General features: G+C 71.3%; 20 protein-coding genes and 1 pseudogene. 13 read left to right on the forward strand and 8 right to left on the reverse strand.

Features of this window, described 5'->3' with window-relative positions; all coding sequences use genetic code 11:
* Positions 1 to 4: 4 nt before the first annotated feature.
* Positions 5 to 988 (forward strand): ATP-binding cassette domain-containing protein, encoded by a 984-nt coding sequence (locus AB0M82_RS40515; RefSeq protein WP_364734101.1) that lies wholly within the window; start codon positions 5 to 7, stop codon positions 986 to 988.
* Entirely contained in the window at positions 985 to 1,788 is an 804-nt protein-coding gene (locus tag AB0M82_RS40520) for an ABC transporter permease (RefSeq protein ID WP_364734103.1), read from the forward strand. Before AB0M82_RS40515 ends, AB0M82_RS40520 begins: the two co-directional genes overlap by 4 nt.
* Before the next feature lie 27 nt (positions 1,789 to 1,815).
* On the opposite strand, the gene AB0M82_RS40525 is transcribed toward AB0M82_RS40520, so the two are convergent.
* Entirely contained in the window at positions 1,816 to 2,232 is a 417-nt protein-coding gene (locus AB0M82_RS40525) for a nitroreductase/quinone reductase family protein (RefSeq protein WP_364734197.1), read from the reverse strand.
* Positions 2,233 to 2,234: 2 nt separating this feature from the next.
* On the reverse strand, positions 2,235 to 2,780 hold the full coding sequence (locus AB0M82_RS40530) for a DUF6069 family protein (RefSeq protein ID WP_364734105.1): 546 nt from the start codon (positions 2,778 to 2,780) through the stop codon (positions 2,235 to 2,237).
* A gap of 105 nt (positions 2,781 to 2,885) precedes the next feature.
* On the opposite strand from AB0M82_RS40530, the gene AB0M82_RS40535 reads away from it, so the two are divergent.
* From AB0M82_RS40535 to AB0M82_RS40560, 6 genes are all read left to right on the forward strand, one after another.
* Positions 2,886 to 3,851 carry an SDR family NAD(P)-dependent oxidoreductase gene (locus tag AB0M82_RS40535; RefSeq protein ID WP_364734107.1) on the forward strand — a complete coding sequence of 322 codons (966 nt, stop codon included), beginning with the start codon at positions 2,886 to 2,888 and terminating at the stop codon, positions 3,849 to 3,851.
* A 133-nt stretch (positions 3,852 to 3,984) separates the two neighbouring features.
* The gene (locus AB0M82_RS40540) at positions 3,985 to 5,265 is read left to right on the forward strand and encodes a protein kinase (RefSeq protein WP_364734108.1); all 1,281 of its coding nucleotides are present in this window, start codon (positions 3,985 to 3,987) and stop codon (positions 5,263 to 5,265) included.
* Between the two features lie 175 nt (positions 5,266 to 5,440).
* The gene (locus AB0M82_RS40545; RefSeq protein WP_364734110.1) at positions 5,441 to 5,611 is read left to right on the forward strand and encodes a hypothetical protein; all 171 of its coding nucleotides are present in this window, start codon (positions 5,441 to 5,443) and stop codon (positions 5,609 to 5,611) included.
* A gap of 134 nt (positions 5,612 to 5,745) precedes the next feature.
* Positions 5,746 to 6,876: a C1 family peptidase gene (locus AB0M82_RS40550; protein WP_364734112.1), complete on the forward strand. Its 1,131-nt coding sequence runs from the start codon at positions 5,746 to 5,748 to the stop codon at positions 6,874 to 6,876.
* A gap of 10 nt (positions 6,877 to 6,886) precedes the next feature.
* Positions 6,887 to 7,297 (forward strand): hypothetical protein, encoded by a 411-nt coding sequence (locus AB0M82_RS40555; protein ID WP_364734115.1) that lies wholly within the window; start codon positions 6,887 to 6,889, stop codon positions 7,295 to 7,297.
* A 4-nt stretch (positions 7,298 to 7,301) separates the two neighbouring features.
* Positions 7,302 to 7,610 (forward strand): protease inhibitor I42 family protein, encoded by a 309-nt coding sequence (locus AB0M82_RS40560; RefSeq protein WP_364734117.1) that lies wholly within the window; start codon positions 7,302 to 7,304, stop codon positions 7,608 to 7,610.
* A 178-nt stretch (positions 7,611 to 7,788) separates the two neighbouring features.
* Here the strand turns inward: AB0M82_RS40560 and AB0M82_RS40565 are convergent, their stop codons facing one another.
* The 3 genes from AB0M82_RS40565 to AB0M82_RS40575 all read right to left on the reverse strand — a co-directional run bounded on the left by AB0M82_RS40565 (position 7,789) and on the right by AB0M82_RS40575 (position 8,961).
* The gene (locus tag AB0M82_RS40565; RefSeq protein ID WP_364734119.1) at positions 7,789 to 8,112 is read right to left on the reverse strand and encodes an STAS domain-containing protein; all 324 of its coding nucleotides are present in this window, start codon (positions 8,110 to 8,112) and stop codon (positions 7,789 to 7,791) included.
* Positions 8,113 to 8,260: 148 nt separating this feature from the next.
* Complete coding sequence (locus AB0M82_RS40570) at positions 8,261 to 8,749, reverse strand: GNAT family N-acetyltransferase (protein WP_364734121.1); 489 nt, start codon at positions 8,747 to 8,749, stop codon at positions 8,261 to 8,263.
* Entirely contained in the window at positions 8,746 to 8,961 is a 216-nt protein-coding gene (locus AB0M82_RS40575; protein ID WP_364734123.1) for a hypothetical protein, read from the reverse strand. The genes AB0M82_RS40570 and AB0M82_RS40575 overlap by 4 nt, the downstream gene beginning before the upstream one ends.
* A 240-nt stretch (positions 8,962 to 9,201) precedes the next feature.
* On the opposite strand from AB0M82_RS40575, the gene AB0M82_RS40580 reads away from it, so the two are divergent.
* From AB0M82_RS40580 to AB0M82_RS40590, 3 genes and pseudogenes are all read left to right on the forward strand, one after another.
* Positions 9,202 to 10,077, forward strand: a complete 876-nt coding sequence (locus AB0M82_RS40580; RefSeq protein WP_364734125.1) for an alkaline phosphatase family protein — start codon at positions 9,202 to 9,204, stop codon at positions 10,075 to 10,077.
* A gap of 46 nt (positions 10,078 to 10,123) precedes the next feature.
* Positions 10,124 to 10,444 (forward strand): annotated as a pseudogene (locus tag AB0M82_RS40585) (MFS transporter); the annotation flags it as partial.
* A gap of 32 nt (positions 10,445 to 10,476) precedes the next feature.
* Positions 10,477 to 11,457 carry a hypothetical protein gene (locus AB0M82_RS40590; protein WP_364734127.1) on the forward strand — a complete coding sequence of 327 codons (981 nt, stop codon included), beginning with the start codon at positions 10,477 to 10,479 and terminating at the stop codon, positions 11,455 to 11,457.
* Positions 11,458 to 11,459: 2 nt separating this feature from the next.
* On the opposite strand, the gene AB0M82_RS40595 is transcribed toward AB0M82_RS40590, so the two are convergent.
* Entirely contained in the window at positions 11,460 to 11,933 is a 474-nt protein-coding gene (locus tag AB0M82_RS40595; protein ID WP_364734129.1) for a hypothetical protein, read from the reverse strand.
* A 240-nt stretch (positions 11,934 to 12,173) separates the two neighbouring features.
* Between AB0M82_RS40595 and AB0M82_RS40600 the strand changes: the two genes are divergently transcribed.
* Positions 12,174 to 13,130 carry a glycoside hydrolase family 6 protein gene (locus AB0M82_RS40600; protein WP_364734131.1) on the forward strand — a complete coding sequence of 319 codons (957 nt, stop codon included), beginning with the start codon at positions 12,174 to 12,176 and terminating at the stop codon, positions 13,128 to 13,130.
* Positions 13,131 to 13,194: 64 nt separating this feature from the next.
* On the opposite strand, the gene AB0M82_RS40605 is transcribed toward AB0M82_RS40600, so the two are convergent.
* A complete protein-coding gene (locus AB0M82_RS40605; protein WP_364734200.1) occupies positions 13,195 to 14,523 on the reverse strand; it encodes a tannase/feruloyl esterase family alpha/beta hydrolase in 1,329 nt (442 codons plus the stop codon).
* 191 nt (positions 14,524 to 14,714) lie between these two features.
* Between AB0M82_RS40605 and AB0M82_RS40610 the strand changes: the two genes are divergently transcribed.
* Positions 14,715 to 15,902: a PHB depolymerase family esterase gene (locus AB0M82_RS40610; RefSeq protein ID WP_364734134.1), complete on the forward strand. Its 1,188-nt coding sequence runs from the start codon at positions 14,715 to 14,717 to the stop codon at positions 15,900 to 15,902.
* Here AB0M82_RS40610 and AB0M82_RS40615 read toward each other — a convergent pair.
* A complete protein-coding gene (locus AB0M82_RS40615; protein ID WP_364734137.1) occupies positions 15,899 to 16,357 on the reverse strand; it encodes a MarR family transcriptional regulator in 459 nt (152 codons plus the stop codon). The two genes, AB0M82_RS40610 and AB0M82_RS40615, sit on opposite strands and share 4 nt — an antisense overlap.
* Between the last annotated feature and the right edge of the window lie 42 nt (positions 16,358 to 16,399).

Raw genomic sequence — 16,399 nt, forward strand, 5'->3', positions numbered from 1 at the left:
CGTCATGCCATCACCGGAGCCGGACAACGCCGTCCAGGTACGCGGGCTCGTCAAGACCTACGGTTCGACCCGGGCGCTCGACGGCGTCGACCTCGACATCCCGGCCGGGCGGGTGCTCGGCCTGCTCGGCCCGAACGGCGCGGGGAAGACCACCACCGTCCGCATCCTGACCACGCTGCTGCGGCCCGACTCGGGCGAGGTGCGCGTGGCCGGGTACGACGTGCTGGCCGAGCCGGACCAGGTGCGGCGCCGGATCGGGCTGTCCGGCCAGTACGCGGCCGTCGACGAGAACCTCACCGGCTTCGAGAACCTCTACATGGTCGGGCGGCTCTACGGCAGGCCGAAGGCGGCCGCCCGCTCGCGCGCCCGCGAGCTGCTCGCGCGGTTCCGGCTCGAGGAGGCCGCCGACCGGCCGGCGAAGGGGTACTCCGGCGGGATGCGCCGCCGCCTCGACCTGGCCGGCGCGCTGGTCGCCGAGCCGACCGTCGTCGTGCTGGACGAGCCCACCACCGGCCTCGACCCGGGCGGGCGGCTCGACACCTGGGAGGTCATCAAGGAGCTCGTCGCCGACGGCACGACCGTGCTGCTGACCACGCAGTACCTCGAAGAGGCCGACCAGCTGGCCGACTCCATCGTGGTGATCGACCACGGCCGGGTGATCGCGCACGGCACCGCCGACGAGCTCAAGGCCCAGATCGGCGGCGAACGCCTGGAGCTGGTCGTCGCCTCGGCCGCGGACCTGCCGGCCACCCTGGCCGTCCTGCGCGAGGTGGGCACCGGCGAACCGAGCGGCGACGACCACACGCGGCACGCGGAAATCCTGGTCGACACCGGCCCCAAGGCGCTCATCGAGGCCCTCCGCCGGCTCGACTCCCGCGGCATCACCGTCCAGGACGTCGCCCTGCACCGGCCGACACTCGACGACGTCTTCCTGTCCCTGACCGGCCACGGCGCCGAGTCCACCGAGTCCGCCGGGGAGGCGAAATGAACGCGTTCGCGAAGGGCATCTCGGACGGCGGCGTCATCACGTGGCGCAACCTGACGAACGTCCGCCGCAACCCGGACTGGCTGATGGCCGCGACGCTGCAGCCGATCATGTTCGTGCTGCTGTTCGCCTACGTCTTCGGCAACGCGATCGGCGGCGCGGCGGGCGGCGCGGCCTACCGCGAGTTCCTCATCGCCGGGATCTTCGCCCAGACGGTGGCGTTCAACTCGGCGTTCACCGTCATCGGCTTCGCCAACGACCTGCAGAAGGGCATCATCGACCGGTTCCGCTCGCTGCCGATGTCCCGGATCGCGGTGATCCTCGGCCGCACGACGTCGGACCTCGTGGTCAGCGTGGTCGCGCTGATCGTGATGTCGCTGTGCGGGCTGCTCGTCGGCTGGCGGATCCGCGGCAGCTTCTGGGACGCGCTGCTCGGCTACCTGGTGATACTGATGTTCGCCTGGGCGCTGACGTGGGTCGGCGCGCTGATCGGCCTCGCGGCGCGCAGCGTCGAGGTCGCGCAGAGCGCCGGGCTGATCTGGATGTTCCCGCTGAGCTTCATCTCGTCGGCGTTCGTCCCCACCGACACGCTGCCGGCGTTCCTCAAGGCGATCGCGGACTGGAACCCGTTCACGGCGGTGATCAACGCGACCAGGGACCTGTTCGGCAACCGGTTCGGCGTCCCGCCGTCGGGCTGGCCGGCGGAGCACGCGGCGCTGTACTCGATCCTGTGCTGCGTGGCGATCATCGCGATCTTCGCCCCGCTGGCCACGGCCCGCTACCGCCGGGTGGCGAGCAAGTAGCCGGCCGCGGTTCAAGTCCGTAGCGCGTCAGTCCTCTTCGGACAGTTCCACGATCGGGATCACCCGCTTGGCCTGCTTGGCCTTCGCGCGGTGGTCGGCGAAGAACGGGTACTCCTTCTCCAGCTCGGTCCACGTCCGCACATAGTCCGCGCCCAGCAGCGGCAGCGCCTCGGCCTCGAACTTCCGGTCGTCCACCTCCACCGTGACCCTCGGGTCGTCCACCAGGTTCAGGTACCAGTCCGGATGCCGCGCCGCCCCGACGTTCGAGGCCACCACCAGCAGCCGGGAGCCGTCACGGTGGACCATCATCGGGACCGTGCGGGGCTCCCCCGTGTGCCGGCCCGTCGTGGTGAGCAGCACCAGCCGCTCCCGGTGCATGCCGTCGACCTCGCCGCCCGCGCGGAACTGCCGGATCACGCGCCGGTTCGTCTCCTGGATGTCCATGGTCACCGGTCGTAGTAGCGGGTCGGCGGCGGCTCCTGCCGCGGGTTCGGCCACTGCTTGGTCGGCGGCGGTGCGGTGCTCTGGGTGCGGCGCCGGTGCAGCGTCCGGGCGCTGGCCGCCATGCTGTTCACCACCGCGGCGATGGCCAGGCCGATCACCAGGTTGATCACGGCCGTCGCGACCTTCGCGCTCGGCGCCACTGCCAGGGTCAGCGGCAGCACCACGGCGATCAGCGTGATCAGCACCATGATCCAGCCGAAGAACTGCGACGGCGCCGGGGTCGCGACGCTCAGCAGGTGCATCAGCCCGGTGGCGAGCAGGGCCACCGCGGCGGCGACCAGCGCGTACGTCGTGGTGCTCGCGTTGCCCCAGACGCCTTCGCCTTTTGGGGCGAGCACTTCGACCTCGAAGATCCCGCGGGCGATCAGCAGCCCGACCACCGCGAGCAGGGCCGCGACCACCGCCGTCGCCACGCCGCCCGCCCACAGCCGGCGCGCGTCGATCCCCGGGCGGACGTCCTGGGGCTGGTTCCCGTAGAAGTCGGACATCAGAGCCTTCCCTGGGTCGGCTGGGCCTCTCGTCCCGATTGTCCCCCGTTTCGGCCCGGCCCGCGATTTGCGCTGGAGTGCACTCCAGCTCGTAGGGTCGGAAAAATGATCACCGCACAGCACAAGATCGGCTCGGGTTTCGGCGCCACCACCACGGCCGCCGAAGCCATCGACGGCCTCGACCTCACCGGCAAGCTCGCCGTCGTCACCGGCGGGTACTCCGGGATCGGCCTCGAAACCACCCGCGCGCTCACCGGCGCCGGCGCCCACGTCGTCGTCCCGGCCCGTCGCCGCGCGACCGCCGAAGAAGCCCTCGCCGGCCTCGCGAACGTCGAGGTCGACGAGCTCGACCTCGGTGACCTCGACAGCGTCCGCGCCTTCAGCGAGCGTTTCCTGGCGACCGGCCGGCGGATCGACCTCCTCATCGCCAACGCGGGCATCATGGCCTGCCCCGAGACCCGCGTCGGCCCGGGCTGGGAAGCCCAGTTCGCGACCAACCACCTCGGCCACTTCGCGCTGGTCAACCGGCTGTGGCCGGCGATCGCCGACGGTGCGCGCGTGGTCTCGCTGTCCTCGCGGGGGCACCACTACTCGCCCATTCGGTGGGACGACGTCCAGTTCACCCGCGGGTACGAGAAGTGGGCGGCCTACGGGCAGGCCAAGACCGCCAACGTGCTCTTCGCGGTCCAGCTCGACGAGCTGGGCGCCGGGAAGGGCGTCCACGCGTTCGCGCTGCACCCCGGCGGCATCATGACGCCGCTGCAGCGCCACCTGCCGAAGGCGGAAATGATCGAACGCGGCTGGATCGACGAAGCCGGCAACATCCTGATGCAGTTCAAGACCCCGGAACAGGGCGCGGCGACCACGGTCTGGGCCGCGACCTCGCCGCGGCTGGCCGGGCTCGGCGGGCTGTACCTCGAGGACTGCGACGTCGCCGAGCCGGCGCCGGAGGACGTCGAAGGTCTCGCCGCTTCCGGGGTCCGCGGGTACGCCGTCGACCGCGAGCAGGCCGCGCGCCTGTGGGCGCTGTCGGCGCAGCTCACCGGTGTGGACGCGTTCGCGAAGCACTGAGCATGGCGGAAAGTGTCACGATCGCGGCACTTCTCGCGATACCCTCGGCGTGATCTTCGGAAGTTTGCCGGTCATCGGATCCGGGTACATCGGGCCCGTGGTCGACGAAGCAGGCAGAACGGAGTGCCCGCCGATGAGCGACGCGGACGACGACGTCACGTGCGCTCGTTTCGCTCTCGGCGAGTTCGCGGTCGCCCCGCGCCAGGCCCTCGACGACGAGCGGCCGCCCGCGCTGCTGGCCGGCCGCTACGAGGTCGGCAAGCTGATCGGCAGCGGCGGCACGGCCCGCGTCTACCGGGCCTACGACGTGCGGCTCGCGCGCGACGTCGCCGTCAAGATCTACGACCGGGACGCGGTGGCACTCGACCAGCGCCGCCGGCTGCGCGAGATGAGCATCCAGGGCAGCATCACCCACCCCGGTGTGGTGACACTGCTGGACAGCGGCACCGAAAACGGCCGGACCTACCTGGTGATGCAGCTCGTCGAGGGCGAAAACCTGGCGGAGCGGCTGCTTTCCGGGCCGATGCCGGTGGCCGAGGTGACCGCGCTGGCCGACGGGCTGGCCGAGGCGCTGGCCCACGTGCACTCGCGGCGGATCGTCCACCGGGACCTGAAGCCCGCCAACGTGTTCCTGTCCGCGGACGGCCCGCTGATCGGCGACTTCGGCATCGCGCACGCCCTCGACACGACGCACATCACCGGCACCGGCCTGGTCCCGGGCACCGCCGCCTACCTGGCGCCCGAGCAGGTCGGCGGCGAGCCCGCCGGACCGCCCGCGGACGTCTACGCGCTCGGGCTGATGCTCCTGGAGTCCCTGACCGGGCAACGGGAGTACCCGGGCACGATGGTCGAAGCGGCGATGGCGCGGCTGACCCGGCCGCCCCGGATTCCGGACGACCTGCCCGCGCCACTGGCGCACCTCCTCCGCCGGATGACGCAGCGCGAGCCCGCCGATCGGCCCACCGCGGCGGAGGTGCTGCGGCTGCTCCACGACCCGGCGCCGACGCTGCCCGCGGCATCCCCTGAGCACCATCCGCGGCGGCGTCGCGATCCGGTGGCCGCCGCTAGCCCGGCGCACCGCCGGATCGCCGTCGCTGCCGGGCTGACCGCCGCCGCGGTCGCCGCCGCGTCCGCGATGCTGCTGGCCGGGCAGGAAACCGGGACCAGCACCCCGGCGCAACCCCCGCCGGCGAACTCCCCGGCGGCCACTTCCGCGCCTTCGCCGTCCGCGCCCGGCGCCGCGTCCGGGAGCCCGGCCCCGCGGCCGCACACCACCGGATCCGCTTCGCCGCGACCCGCGGCCGTGACGCAAGAAAGCGCGGTCTCCCCCACTCGGCCGACGAAGCTCGTCAAACCCGAGAAGCCGGAGAAGACGAACACCAAGGGCAAAGGCAAGGGCCCCGGCAACGACTGAGCCGAACGGACCTGGTACCGGAAAGCTATTTCCGGCGATCAGGACCGCGTTTCGCAATCATTTCCCGAATTCAGCCTCGAACCAATAACGACCGTGTCCGGTTGAGTGTTCACGCCGCCCTCGCGCGGCCCGTTCTTCGCACACCGCGCGGGCGGTACGCCAAGCCTGGTACCGGATGGACACGCGTCCCGTCCGGACCGCCGCCGCGCCGGCACTGCTCGTCGCGAGCGTCGCGAAACCGCGGACCGCGGCCAGGAAGATCGACACCATCTTCGCCGAAGAACTTTCCGGAACCGCCACGCGGGAAACCGTTCCCGAAAACGTCGCCGCAGCCGAGATCTCTTGACGAAGATTTATTCTCGGCCGCTACAAAAATGCTCCTCGGCAAAGGGATGACGGCCCTGGTGACCATCGCCGCGGCAGGCGTACAACAGTCCGGCACGGCTGCTGCCGCGTGACCGCCAGAGAAGGGGAGTCATCATGGCCGATCCCGGTACCCCCGCACCACCGGTCGAGCTCGACCGGGTCCGCACCGAACTCGCCGCCCAAGGTCATCCCTGGGTAATGGGCGAGAACTCCATGACCATCCTGGAAGAAGACCAGCGCCGGCACCGCCTGGGAGTGCCGTTGCCGCCGGAAAGCGAACGGCGTGAGCTGGAGTCGCAGGCGAAGTCCCTCGCCGCCGGCGAAGCCGCCCGCACCACCGCCGTTTCGGGAGCCGGCGCGGCCGCGCAGTTCGACAGCCGCAACGCGGGCGGCGCCAACTACGTCACCCCGGTGAAGGACCAGGGCGACTGCGGCTCCTGCGTCGCCTTCGGCACGGTGGCCACGATGGAGACGGTCGCCGCGTTCACCCGCGGCCAGCCGGGTCTGCGGCTCGACCTGTCCGAGGCGCACCTGTTCTACACCCACGGCGCGAACGACAACGCGACCTGCGACACCGGCTGGATGCCCGACCGGGCCCTGAAGGCCTGCCACGACGTCGGCATCACCTACGAGGACTACTTCCCGTACAGCGCGCGCAACCGCTCCGGCGCCAAGCTGAACGCCGACTGGCCGAACCGGCTCGCGACCACGCCGTCGTACACCGCGCTGACCGGCAACCCGGCGGCGATGAAGGAGCAGCTCGCGGCGCGCGGCGCGCTCATCGCGTGCTTCCTGGTGTACCAGGACTTCTTCTCGTACAAGTCCGGCGTCTACCGGCACGTCACCGGCGCGCTCGCCGGCGGGCACTGCGTGACGCTGGTGGGCTACGACGACAGCCAGGGCTGCTGGATCGCGAAGAACAGCTGGAACACCAGCTGGGGTGACGCGGGCTTCTTCCGGATCGCCTACGGCGAATGCGGCATCGAGACCTGGCAGGTCGAGCAGATCGGCGCGGTCAACCTGCGCTCGTGGACCGGCTCGACGTCCGTGCTGGGCCTGTGGAGCAACGACCAGGACCGCAACACCTGGGCCTACCTGAAGGACCTGGGCTGGCTGCACCTCGCCGCGGACGACGAAGTGATCAACAAGGCGATGCTCACCGAGCTGGTCGCCGCGAAGCAGGGTGGCCGTCCGGTCAACGCGTTCAACAACAACGGCACGATCATCGAGACCTACGTCTTCTAGGAGCCCCGAGATGGCCGCAACGACCAGCCCGTCCCACGCGCCCGCGGCGGTGGCTCCCTCCACCAGCCCGGACAACGCGCCCCAGCCCCTCACCCCCGACCAGCTGAGCACCACGACGACCGCCGTCACGGTGGAGCCGGGCGCCGAACCGGTGCTGAGCCCGCCGGGGGCGCCGCAGACCGCCGCGGCCGCCACCGCCGCGGCCTGGCAGTCGAACAAGAAGGTCCTCGCCCTCTGGACGAACAACGCCGACCGCAACGGCTACGCCTACGTCGACGGCATCGGCTGGAAACGGCTCGCGACGAACAGCGACAGCGTGCACGAGGCGCTGCTGGCGCTGGCTTCGTCGGGCCGGCTGGCCGGATCGGTCACGTATCCGGAGGCCGCCGACGGCCTGATCCACGAGATCTACCTCTGGTGAGCTCGTGCGGGTGATCACGCTCGAAGCCGACGGCGCGGCGGCGGACGTCGCGCCCGGCGAGCGGCTGGAGCTGCGGTTGCCCGAGAACGCGGGCACGGGCTACCAGTGGGTGCTGGACGGTCCGGACCCGCCGCTGCGGGTGGTCGAGGAGACCCTCCACCCGGCGGCGGACCGGGCCGGCGGCACCGGCGAGCACCGGTTCGTCCTGCACGCGGACCAGCCGGGCGAGACGACGCTGGTGGCGCGGCACACGCGAGCTTGGGCGCCGGAGAGCGAACTGCGCCGGTTCCGGCTCACGGTGCGGGTCCGCTAGTGCGGTCACCGGACACGTCGGGCGGTGACCGGACACGTTGGCCGAGGGCCCGCGGGCCGCGGGCGTCCGGTCGGCGTCATGCGCCCCAATGTGGCGTTCGGTGCATCCAACGCACCCAAAGTGGCGTTCGGTGCATCCAACGCACCCAACGCCACATTGGGGCGTTTGAGACTCGGCTCTAACCCGCGTCCTGCCAGGGCTCGAAGCTGCGCAGGAGCAGCCTGACCTGCGCCGGGTCCCGGATCTCGGCTTCGACGCCCCCCGGCATGGCGATGATCAGGTGGGTGTCGCGGGCCGCGCAGCCGGCCGCCGTCGCGGCCAGGACCGCGACACCGCCGCCGTCGACCGCCGTGGTCATCGTGAGGTCCACGACCACGCGGCGGGCCCCGGCGGCGAAGGCGTCTTCGATCGCGCGGTGGTAAGTGGGCGCCAGCCCGCCGTCGAAGACGCCGTCGACGGAGAGGATGACCTCGTCTTCCAGGAGCACGCTGCGAAGGGTCATCCTGACCTCCTGCCGACCGGGTTTTTCCGACCGGGTCCGGGTTTCGTCATCAAAGGTTACGTCAGGTACCCCGGCGGACGCAGGCTGAGCGGGCCGCGACCGCACATCGGAAGTATCACGGCGGAGCCGCACATCCGGCCGAACAAGATCAGCTCCGGAGATCCAGCCACATGATGCGGAGCCCGACGTCCCCGAGCTCGGGGTGGCGGAACGCGCCCGGAGCCGTTCCGAGCGTCACGAACCCGAGACTTTCGTAGAGCCGGATCGCCGCTTCGTTCACGTCGACGACGGCGTTGAACTGGATCGCCGCGAAGCCGCTGCGCCGGGCCCAGGCGATCAGGTCGGTGGCGAGGGCGCGTCCCACGCCCGCGCCCCGCGCCGCCCGCGCGACCATCAGGCTGCCCGACGCGACGTGGCTGCCGGGCCCCGGCCGGTTGGCGTACATGTTCGCGGTCCCCGTGACCCGGTCGCCGTCGAGCGCGACGACCACCCGGCCCGGCGGGGCCGGCAGCCAGCTCCGCCGGGCTTCGGGCTCGGTCATGGCCGGGTCGTAGGCGAACGTCCGCTGCTCGGTGACGACGTCGTGGATGATCGGCCAGATCTGTGACCAGTCGTCTTCGCGGGCGTCGCGGATCACGGGTTTCCCACCCGCGTCACCGCCGCGCGGACTTCGGGGACGACGGTCTCGATGTCCTCACGCAGCACGAAAGCGGCGCCCGAGGACGGCACTTTCCAGCGTCTGTCCGAAAAGGACGAGGTCGATCTTGAGGACGCCGCCGCAGCCGGCACGAGATGCCCGCGGCGATCCGCCCGGGCGCCGCGGATCCGGTCGATGAGCTGCTCGTCCATGGTGCCTGAGCGTAGCGGCGGAGCGCGGGGGCGACGACCGGATTACGAGCGGCCGCCGAGCCCTGACCGGCCATTGTGGACAGTACCAAAGGAGGTTGACACCGGACGGCCGTTAACCCACTCTTCCTGTTGTCCGCCGGAGGTTTCCTGGTGTTCACGAGCCGGACCACAGCAGGGCACGAACCGGCCCGCTGCCGTGGGCATCATGAGGCGCCCCACCCACTCAGTGCTGGAGGACCCATGATCCGCAAGCGGATCTTCGCCGCGTTCGCCGCCGCCACTCTGGTCACGGCCGGTGTCGTCACCGCGGCCGTCGTCACCGGAACGGACGAACCCGCGGCTGTCCGGCCCACCGCGTCGACCGTGCCGGCGTTCGACCACATCGTCCTGGTGATGTTCGAAAACAAGAAGTACTCGTCGATCAACGGCAGTTCCAGCGCGCCCTACTTCAACACGCTCGCCGCCCAGAGCGCGAAGTTCACGAACTCCTTCGCGATCACGCACCCGAGCCAGCCCAACTACGTCGCCCTCTTCTCGGGTACGACGCAGGGCGTGGTCGGCGACATCTGCCCGGCCAACCTCGGCGCCAAGGCCAATCTCGCCCAGCAGCTGATCGGCGCGGGCAAGACGTTCAAGGGCTACTCCGAAGCGATGCCGTCGGACGGCTACACCGGCTGCTCCAGTGGCACCTACCGGCGCAAGCACAACAGCTGGGTGGACTTCTCGAACGTCCCGGCCGCGAGCAACGTCCGGTACTCGAGCTTCCCCACGGACTTCACCCAGCTGCCGACCGTCGCCTTCGTGACGCCGGACATGTGCAACGACATGCACGACTGCGGCGTCGGCACCGGCGACACCTGGCTGAAGAACAACCTCGACGCCTACGCCCAGTGGGCGAAGACGCACAACAGCCTGCTGATCGTCACCTTCGACGAGGACAGCGGCACGTCGGTCAACCAGATCTTCACGACGTTCACCGGCGCGAACGTCAAGGTCGGCAGCTACAGCGAGTCGATCAACCACTACACGGTGCTGCGCACGATCGAGGCGTCCTACGGCCTGCCGGGCATCGGCGGCGCCGCGAGCAAGTCGCCGATCCTCGACGTCTGGCAGTAGCCGCGTGTACCTGTCCACCATCGGTCGCCGGGAGCATCCTGGGGCCGTGTCCCGGCGCAAGTTCCCGGCGGTCGGCGCGAACGTCTTCGCGCTCGGCGCCGTCAGCATGGTCACCGACGTCTCCTCGGAGATGGTCACCGCGATCCTGCCGGTCTACCTGGTGCTCGGGTTGCACCTCAGCCCGGCCGTGTACGGCCTGGTCGACGGCCTCTACACCGGCGCGACGGCGCTGCTGCGGATCGTCGGCGGCTACGTCGCCGACCGGGTCCGGCGGCGCAAGGTCGTCGCGGGCGCCGGCTACGCGCTGTCCGCGGTGGCGAAGCTCGGCCTGCTCGCGGCCGGGGCGTCGGCGGGCGCGATCGCCGTGACGTTCGTGGTGCTCTCCCCGCGGAGGGCCGCGTGAAAGCGCGCGTCCTGATCGCCGTCGCCGGGGTGCTCGTGCTGGCCGGGACGGCCGTCGCGTACGTCGGGTTCGCCAGTGCGCGCGGGCACGACGTCACCCCGGCCGGCGCGGTGAGCCTGGCCCCCGGCCCGCGGCTGCTGTTCCGCAGCACGGCCGACGCCGACCGCGGGCACGTCGCCACGGTGGCGGCGACCGATCCCGGCGGGCCGCGGACGGTGTCGCCGCTGTCCTGCACCCGGGTGTACGCCGCCGGTGGCACCGGGCTCTGCCTGCGTCCGGACGGCGACCTGACCACCTACCAGCTGGCCGTGCTCGACGCGGGACTGGCGGTCAAGCGGGAGATCCCGCTGGTCGGGCTGCCGAACCGGGCACGGGTCTCGGCGAGCGGCCGGATGCTCGCGTGGACGGTGTTCGTCACGGGCGATTCCTACAACGGCGGCATGTTCTCGACCCGCGCCGGGATCCTCGACACGGTGAGCGGCGACCTCGCCGGAACGCTGGAGGACTACGCGGTGACCTTGGACGGGAAGCCGTACCAGGCGGCCGACCTCAACTTCTGGGGCGTCACGTTCACCGGCGACGACCGCCACTTCTACGCGACGATGTCGACGGTCGGGCACCGCTACCTGGTCGCGGGCGACTTCACCGCGCACACGGTCCGCGCGCTGCGGGAGAACGTCGAGTGCCCGTCGCTGTCCCCGGACGGGACGCGGGTGGCGTTCAAGTCCGCGGTGGACGGCGACCCGACCCACGGCTGGCGGCTGTCGGTGCTGGACCTGGCGGGCGCGAAGGTGACGCCGCTGGCTGAGACCCGCAGCGTCGACGACCAGCCGGCCTGGCTCGACGACCACACGATCGGCTACGGGGTGCCCCGCGGGCCAGGCCACGCGGACGTCTGGTCGGTCCCGGCCGACGGCTCGGGCGCGCCCCGCCTGCTGATCCCGGAGGCGGAGTCCCCCGCGGCGCTGGGGTCGTGAGGCTAGTCCAGCTTGCGGAGGCCGTCGAGGATGCGCCGCAGCAGCTCCCCGTCCGGGGCCGCGAACGCCAGCTGGGGCACCAGGACGCGGCCGGCCGGCGGGCGACGCGGTGGGACGGTGCGGGGCACCCGCCACGGCAGCTGGTCCGGCGCGGACTCGCGGCCGGGCTGTTCCGGGATCGGCTGGGTCGGCAGCGTGCTCATCCGCGCCTCGGCCGGCCCGCGTGCCGACTGTTCGAAGCGGAGGCGGGCTTGGATGCCGGCCACCGTCCAGTCCGCCTCCGGCTCCGGTTCGGGGGGAGCCGGTGCGTGGCGCGGTCGTCGTTCGAGCGTGATGGCCCAGGCCGCGGCGGCGAGGGCCGGGAGCAGCAGCCCCGCGACGATGGCGAGGCCGGGCAGGTCCGCGGCCATCAGGTGGCCCCGGCGGCGGGTAGCAGCATGGCGTTCACTTCCGGACTCGCGGTTGTTCCGAAGCATGGCCGACACCTGGATCTTCGACGTGAACGAATGTTCGCGGACCCCGGACTCATGATGAACGACGAGGCAACGCTGCCACAAGCGGCCGAACGCGGTGGCCGCCCGGCGGTGGAACTGCAGGTCAGAACCAGATTCGGGGTAGGAGGAAAGTGCCCCTCACCAGGTAGTACGGGCGCCGGCCCCGGCCGGTTCAAATTTTCTTTGTACGTCTTGTGTGCACCGCCGCGGCAAACTGCGGGAATGCGCATTTCGACCTGGCTCGTGGCCGCCGCGCTGGTGCTCGGCGGCCTCGCCCCCACTCCACTGGCCATCGCCGCGGACGGCAACCCGCTCGAGAAGACGACCGGCTTCTACGTCGACCCGGACTCCAACCCGGCGAAGTGGGTCCGCGACCACCCGAACGACAGCCTGGCGGGCCCGATCAGGACGTCGATCGCGACCAAGCCCGGCGCTCGCTGGTTCGGCAACTGGAGCGGCGACATCCGCGCGGCGGTCGACAAATACACTTACGCCGCCGACGTCGCCGACAAGCTGCCGGTCCTGGTCGCCTACAACATCCCCGGCCGCGACTGCGGCGGCGAGTCGACCGGCGGCGCGGGCGGCCCGCAGGCCTACCGCGACTGGATCTCCGCGTTCGCCGACGGTATCGGCGGCAAGCCGGCGATCGTGATCATCGAGCCGGACGCGCTCGCCCAGCTCGACTGCCTGCCCGGGGACGCCCGCCAGGTCCGGACCGACCTGCTGAAGTTCGCCGCGACGCAGTTCGCGCAGAAGGCGCCCAACACCTGGGCGTACATGGACGGCGGCAACGCCACCTGGATCCCGGCGGCGACGATGGCTTCGCGGCTGAAGTCGGTCGGCGTGCAGTCGATCCACGGGTTCGTCCTCAACGTCTCCAACTTCTACACGACGGCCGAGTCGACGACTTACGGCAAGGCGGTCGACGCGGCACTGGGCTACGCGGCGCCGTTCGTGGTCGACAGCAGCCGCAACGGCAACGGCCACGGCACGGACTCCGAGTGGTGCAACCCGCCGAAGCGCAAGCTCGGCGCGCCGTCCCAGCTCGACGGCGGTCCGGAGATGCGGCTGTGGATCAAGGTCCCCGGCGACTCCGACGGCAGCTGCGGCTACGGCGCCGGCGTCCCGGCGGGCACGTTCAGCCCGGTCCTGGCCAACCACCTCATCAAGGGCGACTGACCCCGGCAAGTCCGTGAATGTCGCATTGAGGGACTTCAAGTCTCTCAATGCGACATTCACGGCTTCAGCCCAGCGAGCAGGTGGTGGCCAGGTCGGCCGGGGTCGCGCCGGCGGGCCGGGCGATCGTCGTCGAGGCCGGGGGACGCACCCCGCGCAGCCAGCCCGCGAGCGCGTCGAACGCCGTCCGGAAGCAGGGGCCCAGCGGACGCAGCCGGTCCGGGTACTGGTCGACCAGCCCGTCGACGTGGTTGCCGCCCTCGACCCGGTAGTACCGGTGCAGCGCGCCCCGGCCCGCGGAAGTGATCATCCCGTCGTAGACGTCGGAGTCGCGGGTGATCGGCAACAGCGTGTCGAGCGTGCCGTGCAGCGTCAGCAGCGGCTTGCCGATCCGCCCGGTCAGCGAGATCCGCTCCACCGCCCGAGCCACCGACGCCGGCCGGGACGCATACGCGTAGTCGGTGTCACAGGACGGCGTTCCACTGGCACAGAACGGAACTCCCGCCGCAAGGGCACCGTCGAACGACGGGTCGACCTCCTCGCGGTAGATCCGCTGGGTCAGGTCCCAGTACACGCGGTAGTGGTAGTCCCACAGGAACTCCGACCCCGGCGCGAAGCCCGCGTCCAAAATGGACTGGTGCGCCGCTTCCGAACCAGCCGCATACGCCGGATAAGCGCGCAGCGCCGGCGGCAGGAACGTGAGCAAGTTCGGCCCGTCGGCACGCCACAGCGTCCCCTCCCAGTCGACGCCCCCGTCGTAGAGCCACGGCCGGTTCTCCAGCTGCCACCGCACCAGGTACCCGCCGTTGGACAGCCCGGCGGCCAGGGTCCGCGCCGGCGGACGGCCGTAGTGGCGCGCCACCGACGAACGAGCCGCCAGCGTCAGCTGGGTGACGCGGGAGTTCCACTCCGCCAGTGCGTCCCCGGGCCGGACGCCGTCGGTGAAGAACGCCGCGCCGGTGTTGCCCTTGTCGGTCGCGGCGAACGCGTAGCCCTCCGCCAGTGCCTGGTCGCCGATCGCGCGGTCGTTCGCGTACTGCCGCCGGACGCCGGGCGAGCCGGCGACGACGAGGCCGCCGTTCCACCGGTCCGGCAGGCGCAGCACGAACTGGGCGTCGTGGTTCCAGCCGTGGTTGGTGTTCGCCGTCGACGTGTCCGGGAAGTACCCGTCGACCTGCACGCCGGGGACGCCGCTCGGCGTGGGCAGGCCGGCTGAGTTCAATCCGGCCCAGTCGGCCTGGACGGTGTGGCCCGAGGCGAGGGTGCCGGTCGTCGTCAGGTCGTCGAGGCACACGGCGACGGACATCTCCGCGCCGGGCACGTCCACCTGGCAGCGCCCGGCCGAAGCCGACGCCGACGGCGCCGGCACCGCCGCGAGCGCACCCGCCACAACCAAAGCCAGCCAGCTTCGCACGGTCCACCTCCGAGTTGGGTTCGGGACAGAACTCAAGCGCGTGCGGCACGCGAGAGCCACCTCGCCGGCCACCATGAATCGCCACGGCGATGTGGTGGACGGCCACATGGTCAGCGCGCGGCGGCGGTTTTAGCGTCGCTGGGGACCCTCTCAACGACGAGAAGGAATTCACCATGCGCAAGCTCGCCTTCGCCGGACTCGCCGCGATCGCCGCCGCCGTGCTCACCACGACCGGACTGGCTTCGGCCACCGATCCGCCCGCGTCGTCCCTGGTCCAGATCTCCTCGTTCGGCGCCAATCCCGGCGCTCTCGCGATGTACACCTACACTCCCGCCGGGCTCGAGACCGGCCGTCCGGTGGTCGTCGCCCTGCACGGCTGCACGCAGAGCGCGGCCGACTACTACGCCCATTCCGGCTGGCCGGCGCTGGCCGACCGGTGGCGCTTCGAGGTCGTGTTCCCGCAGACGTCCACCGCGAACAACTCGCTCAAGTGCTTCAACTGGTTCCTCCCCGCCGACGACACCCGCGGCAACGGCGAGGCCGCGTCGATCAAGTCCATGGTGGACAAGGCGGTCGCCGACCACGGGTCGGACACCTCGCGGGTGTTCGTCACCGGTTTGTCGGCGGGCGGCGGGATGGCCGCCGACCTGCTGGCGGCGTACCCGGACGTCTTCGCCGGAGGCGGCATCAACGCCGGGCTGCCCGCGCAGTGCGCCACCAGCATCACCCAGACGTCGAGCTGCCAGCAGAACGACCAGCACCTGACCCCGGCGCAGTGGGCCTCCCGCGTCACGGCGCAGTACCCGGGCTACAGCGGGCCTTGGCCGCGCGTCGCGATCTGGCAGGGCACCGGCGACTACACGGTCTACCCGGTCAACGGCACCGAGCTGCGCGACCAGTGGACCGCGGTGCACGGCGTCTCCCAGACGCCGACGAGCACGCAGTCCCTGCCCGGCGGCACGACGTTGACGACCTACGCCGACAAGGTCCAGCTGTACTCGATCGCCGGGATGGGCCACGGCACCGCGGTCGACCCGGGCACCGGCGCGACGCAGTGCGGCAGCACCGGCGCCTACTTCCTCGCCGGGATCTGCTCCAGCTACTACACGGGCGTGTTCTTCGGGCTGGACAAGGGATCCGGGACCACGACGACGGCGACGCCGACCACGACCGCTCAGTCGGGAACCTGCGTCTCGGCGTCCAACTACGCCCACACGCAGGCGGGCCGCGCGCACGAGAGCGGCGGCCAGACCTACGCGAACGGTTCGAACCAGGCCATGGGGCTGTGGAACACGTTCACCACACACGCGCTGCGGGAGACGTCACCGGGCTACTGGATCCTCGCCGACGGCCAGTGCTAGCGGCGCCGGGTTGCCTTGCGGATCTCTTCCGAGGCTTCCCGGTACGCCGGCGCCGCGCGCGCGAAGTAGTCGAACAGCAGCTCCTGCTGCTCCGGTGAGTACTGCCCGATCACGGCGGCGATGCGGCCGCGGGCCGGGCCGACGATCCGCTCGACGCCGGCGAGCGCGTCGGGCACCGGTTCGACGAGCACCTTGCGCCGGTCGGCCGGGTCGGCCGCCCGGCGGACGTAGCCCGCGCGCTCGAGCCGGTCGATCAGCCTGGTCGTCGCGCCGGTGGTGAGGCCGGTGCGCGCCGACAGCTCGCCCGAGGTCAGCGGCCCTTCCAGATCGAGCAGGCTGAGCGCGTACCACTCCGTGGCGTGCAGGCCGGCGGCCTCCGCCCCGGCCAGGCCGTGCAGCCCCACCGCGTCCAGGTACCGCCGGAAGAGCACGTGCCGATCCTGGGGACTTGCCACCGTGTCGTCCTCCTGTCTAATATCTGCATGTGTGCAGATACT

The organism is Amycolatopsis sp. NPDC051128, assembly GCF_040682715.1.
Classification (GTDB): domain Bacteria; phylum Actinomycetota; class Actinomycetes; order Mycobacteriales; family Pseudonocardiaceae; genus Amycolatopsis.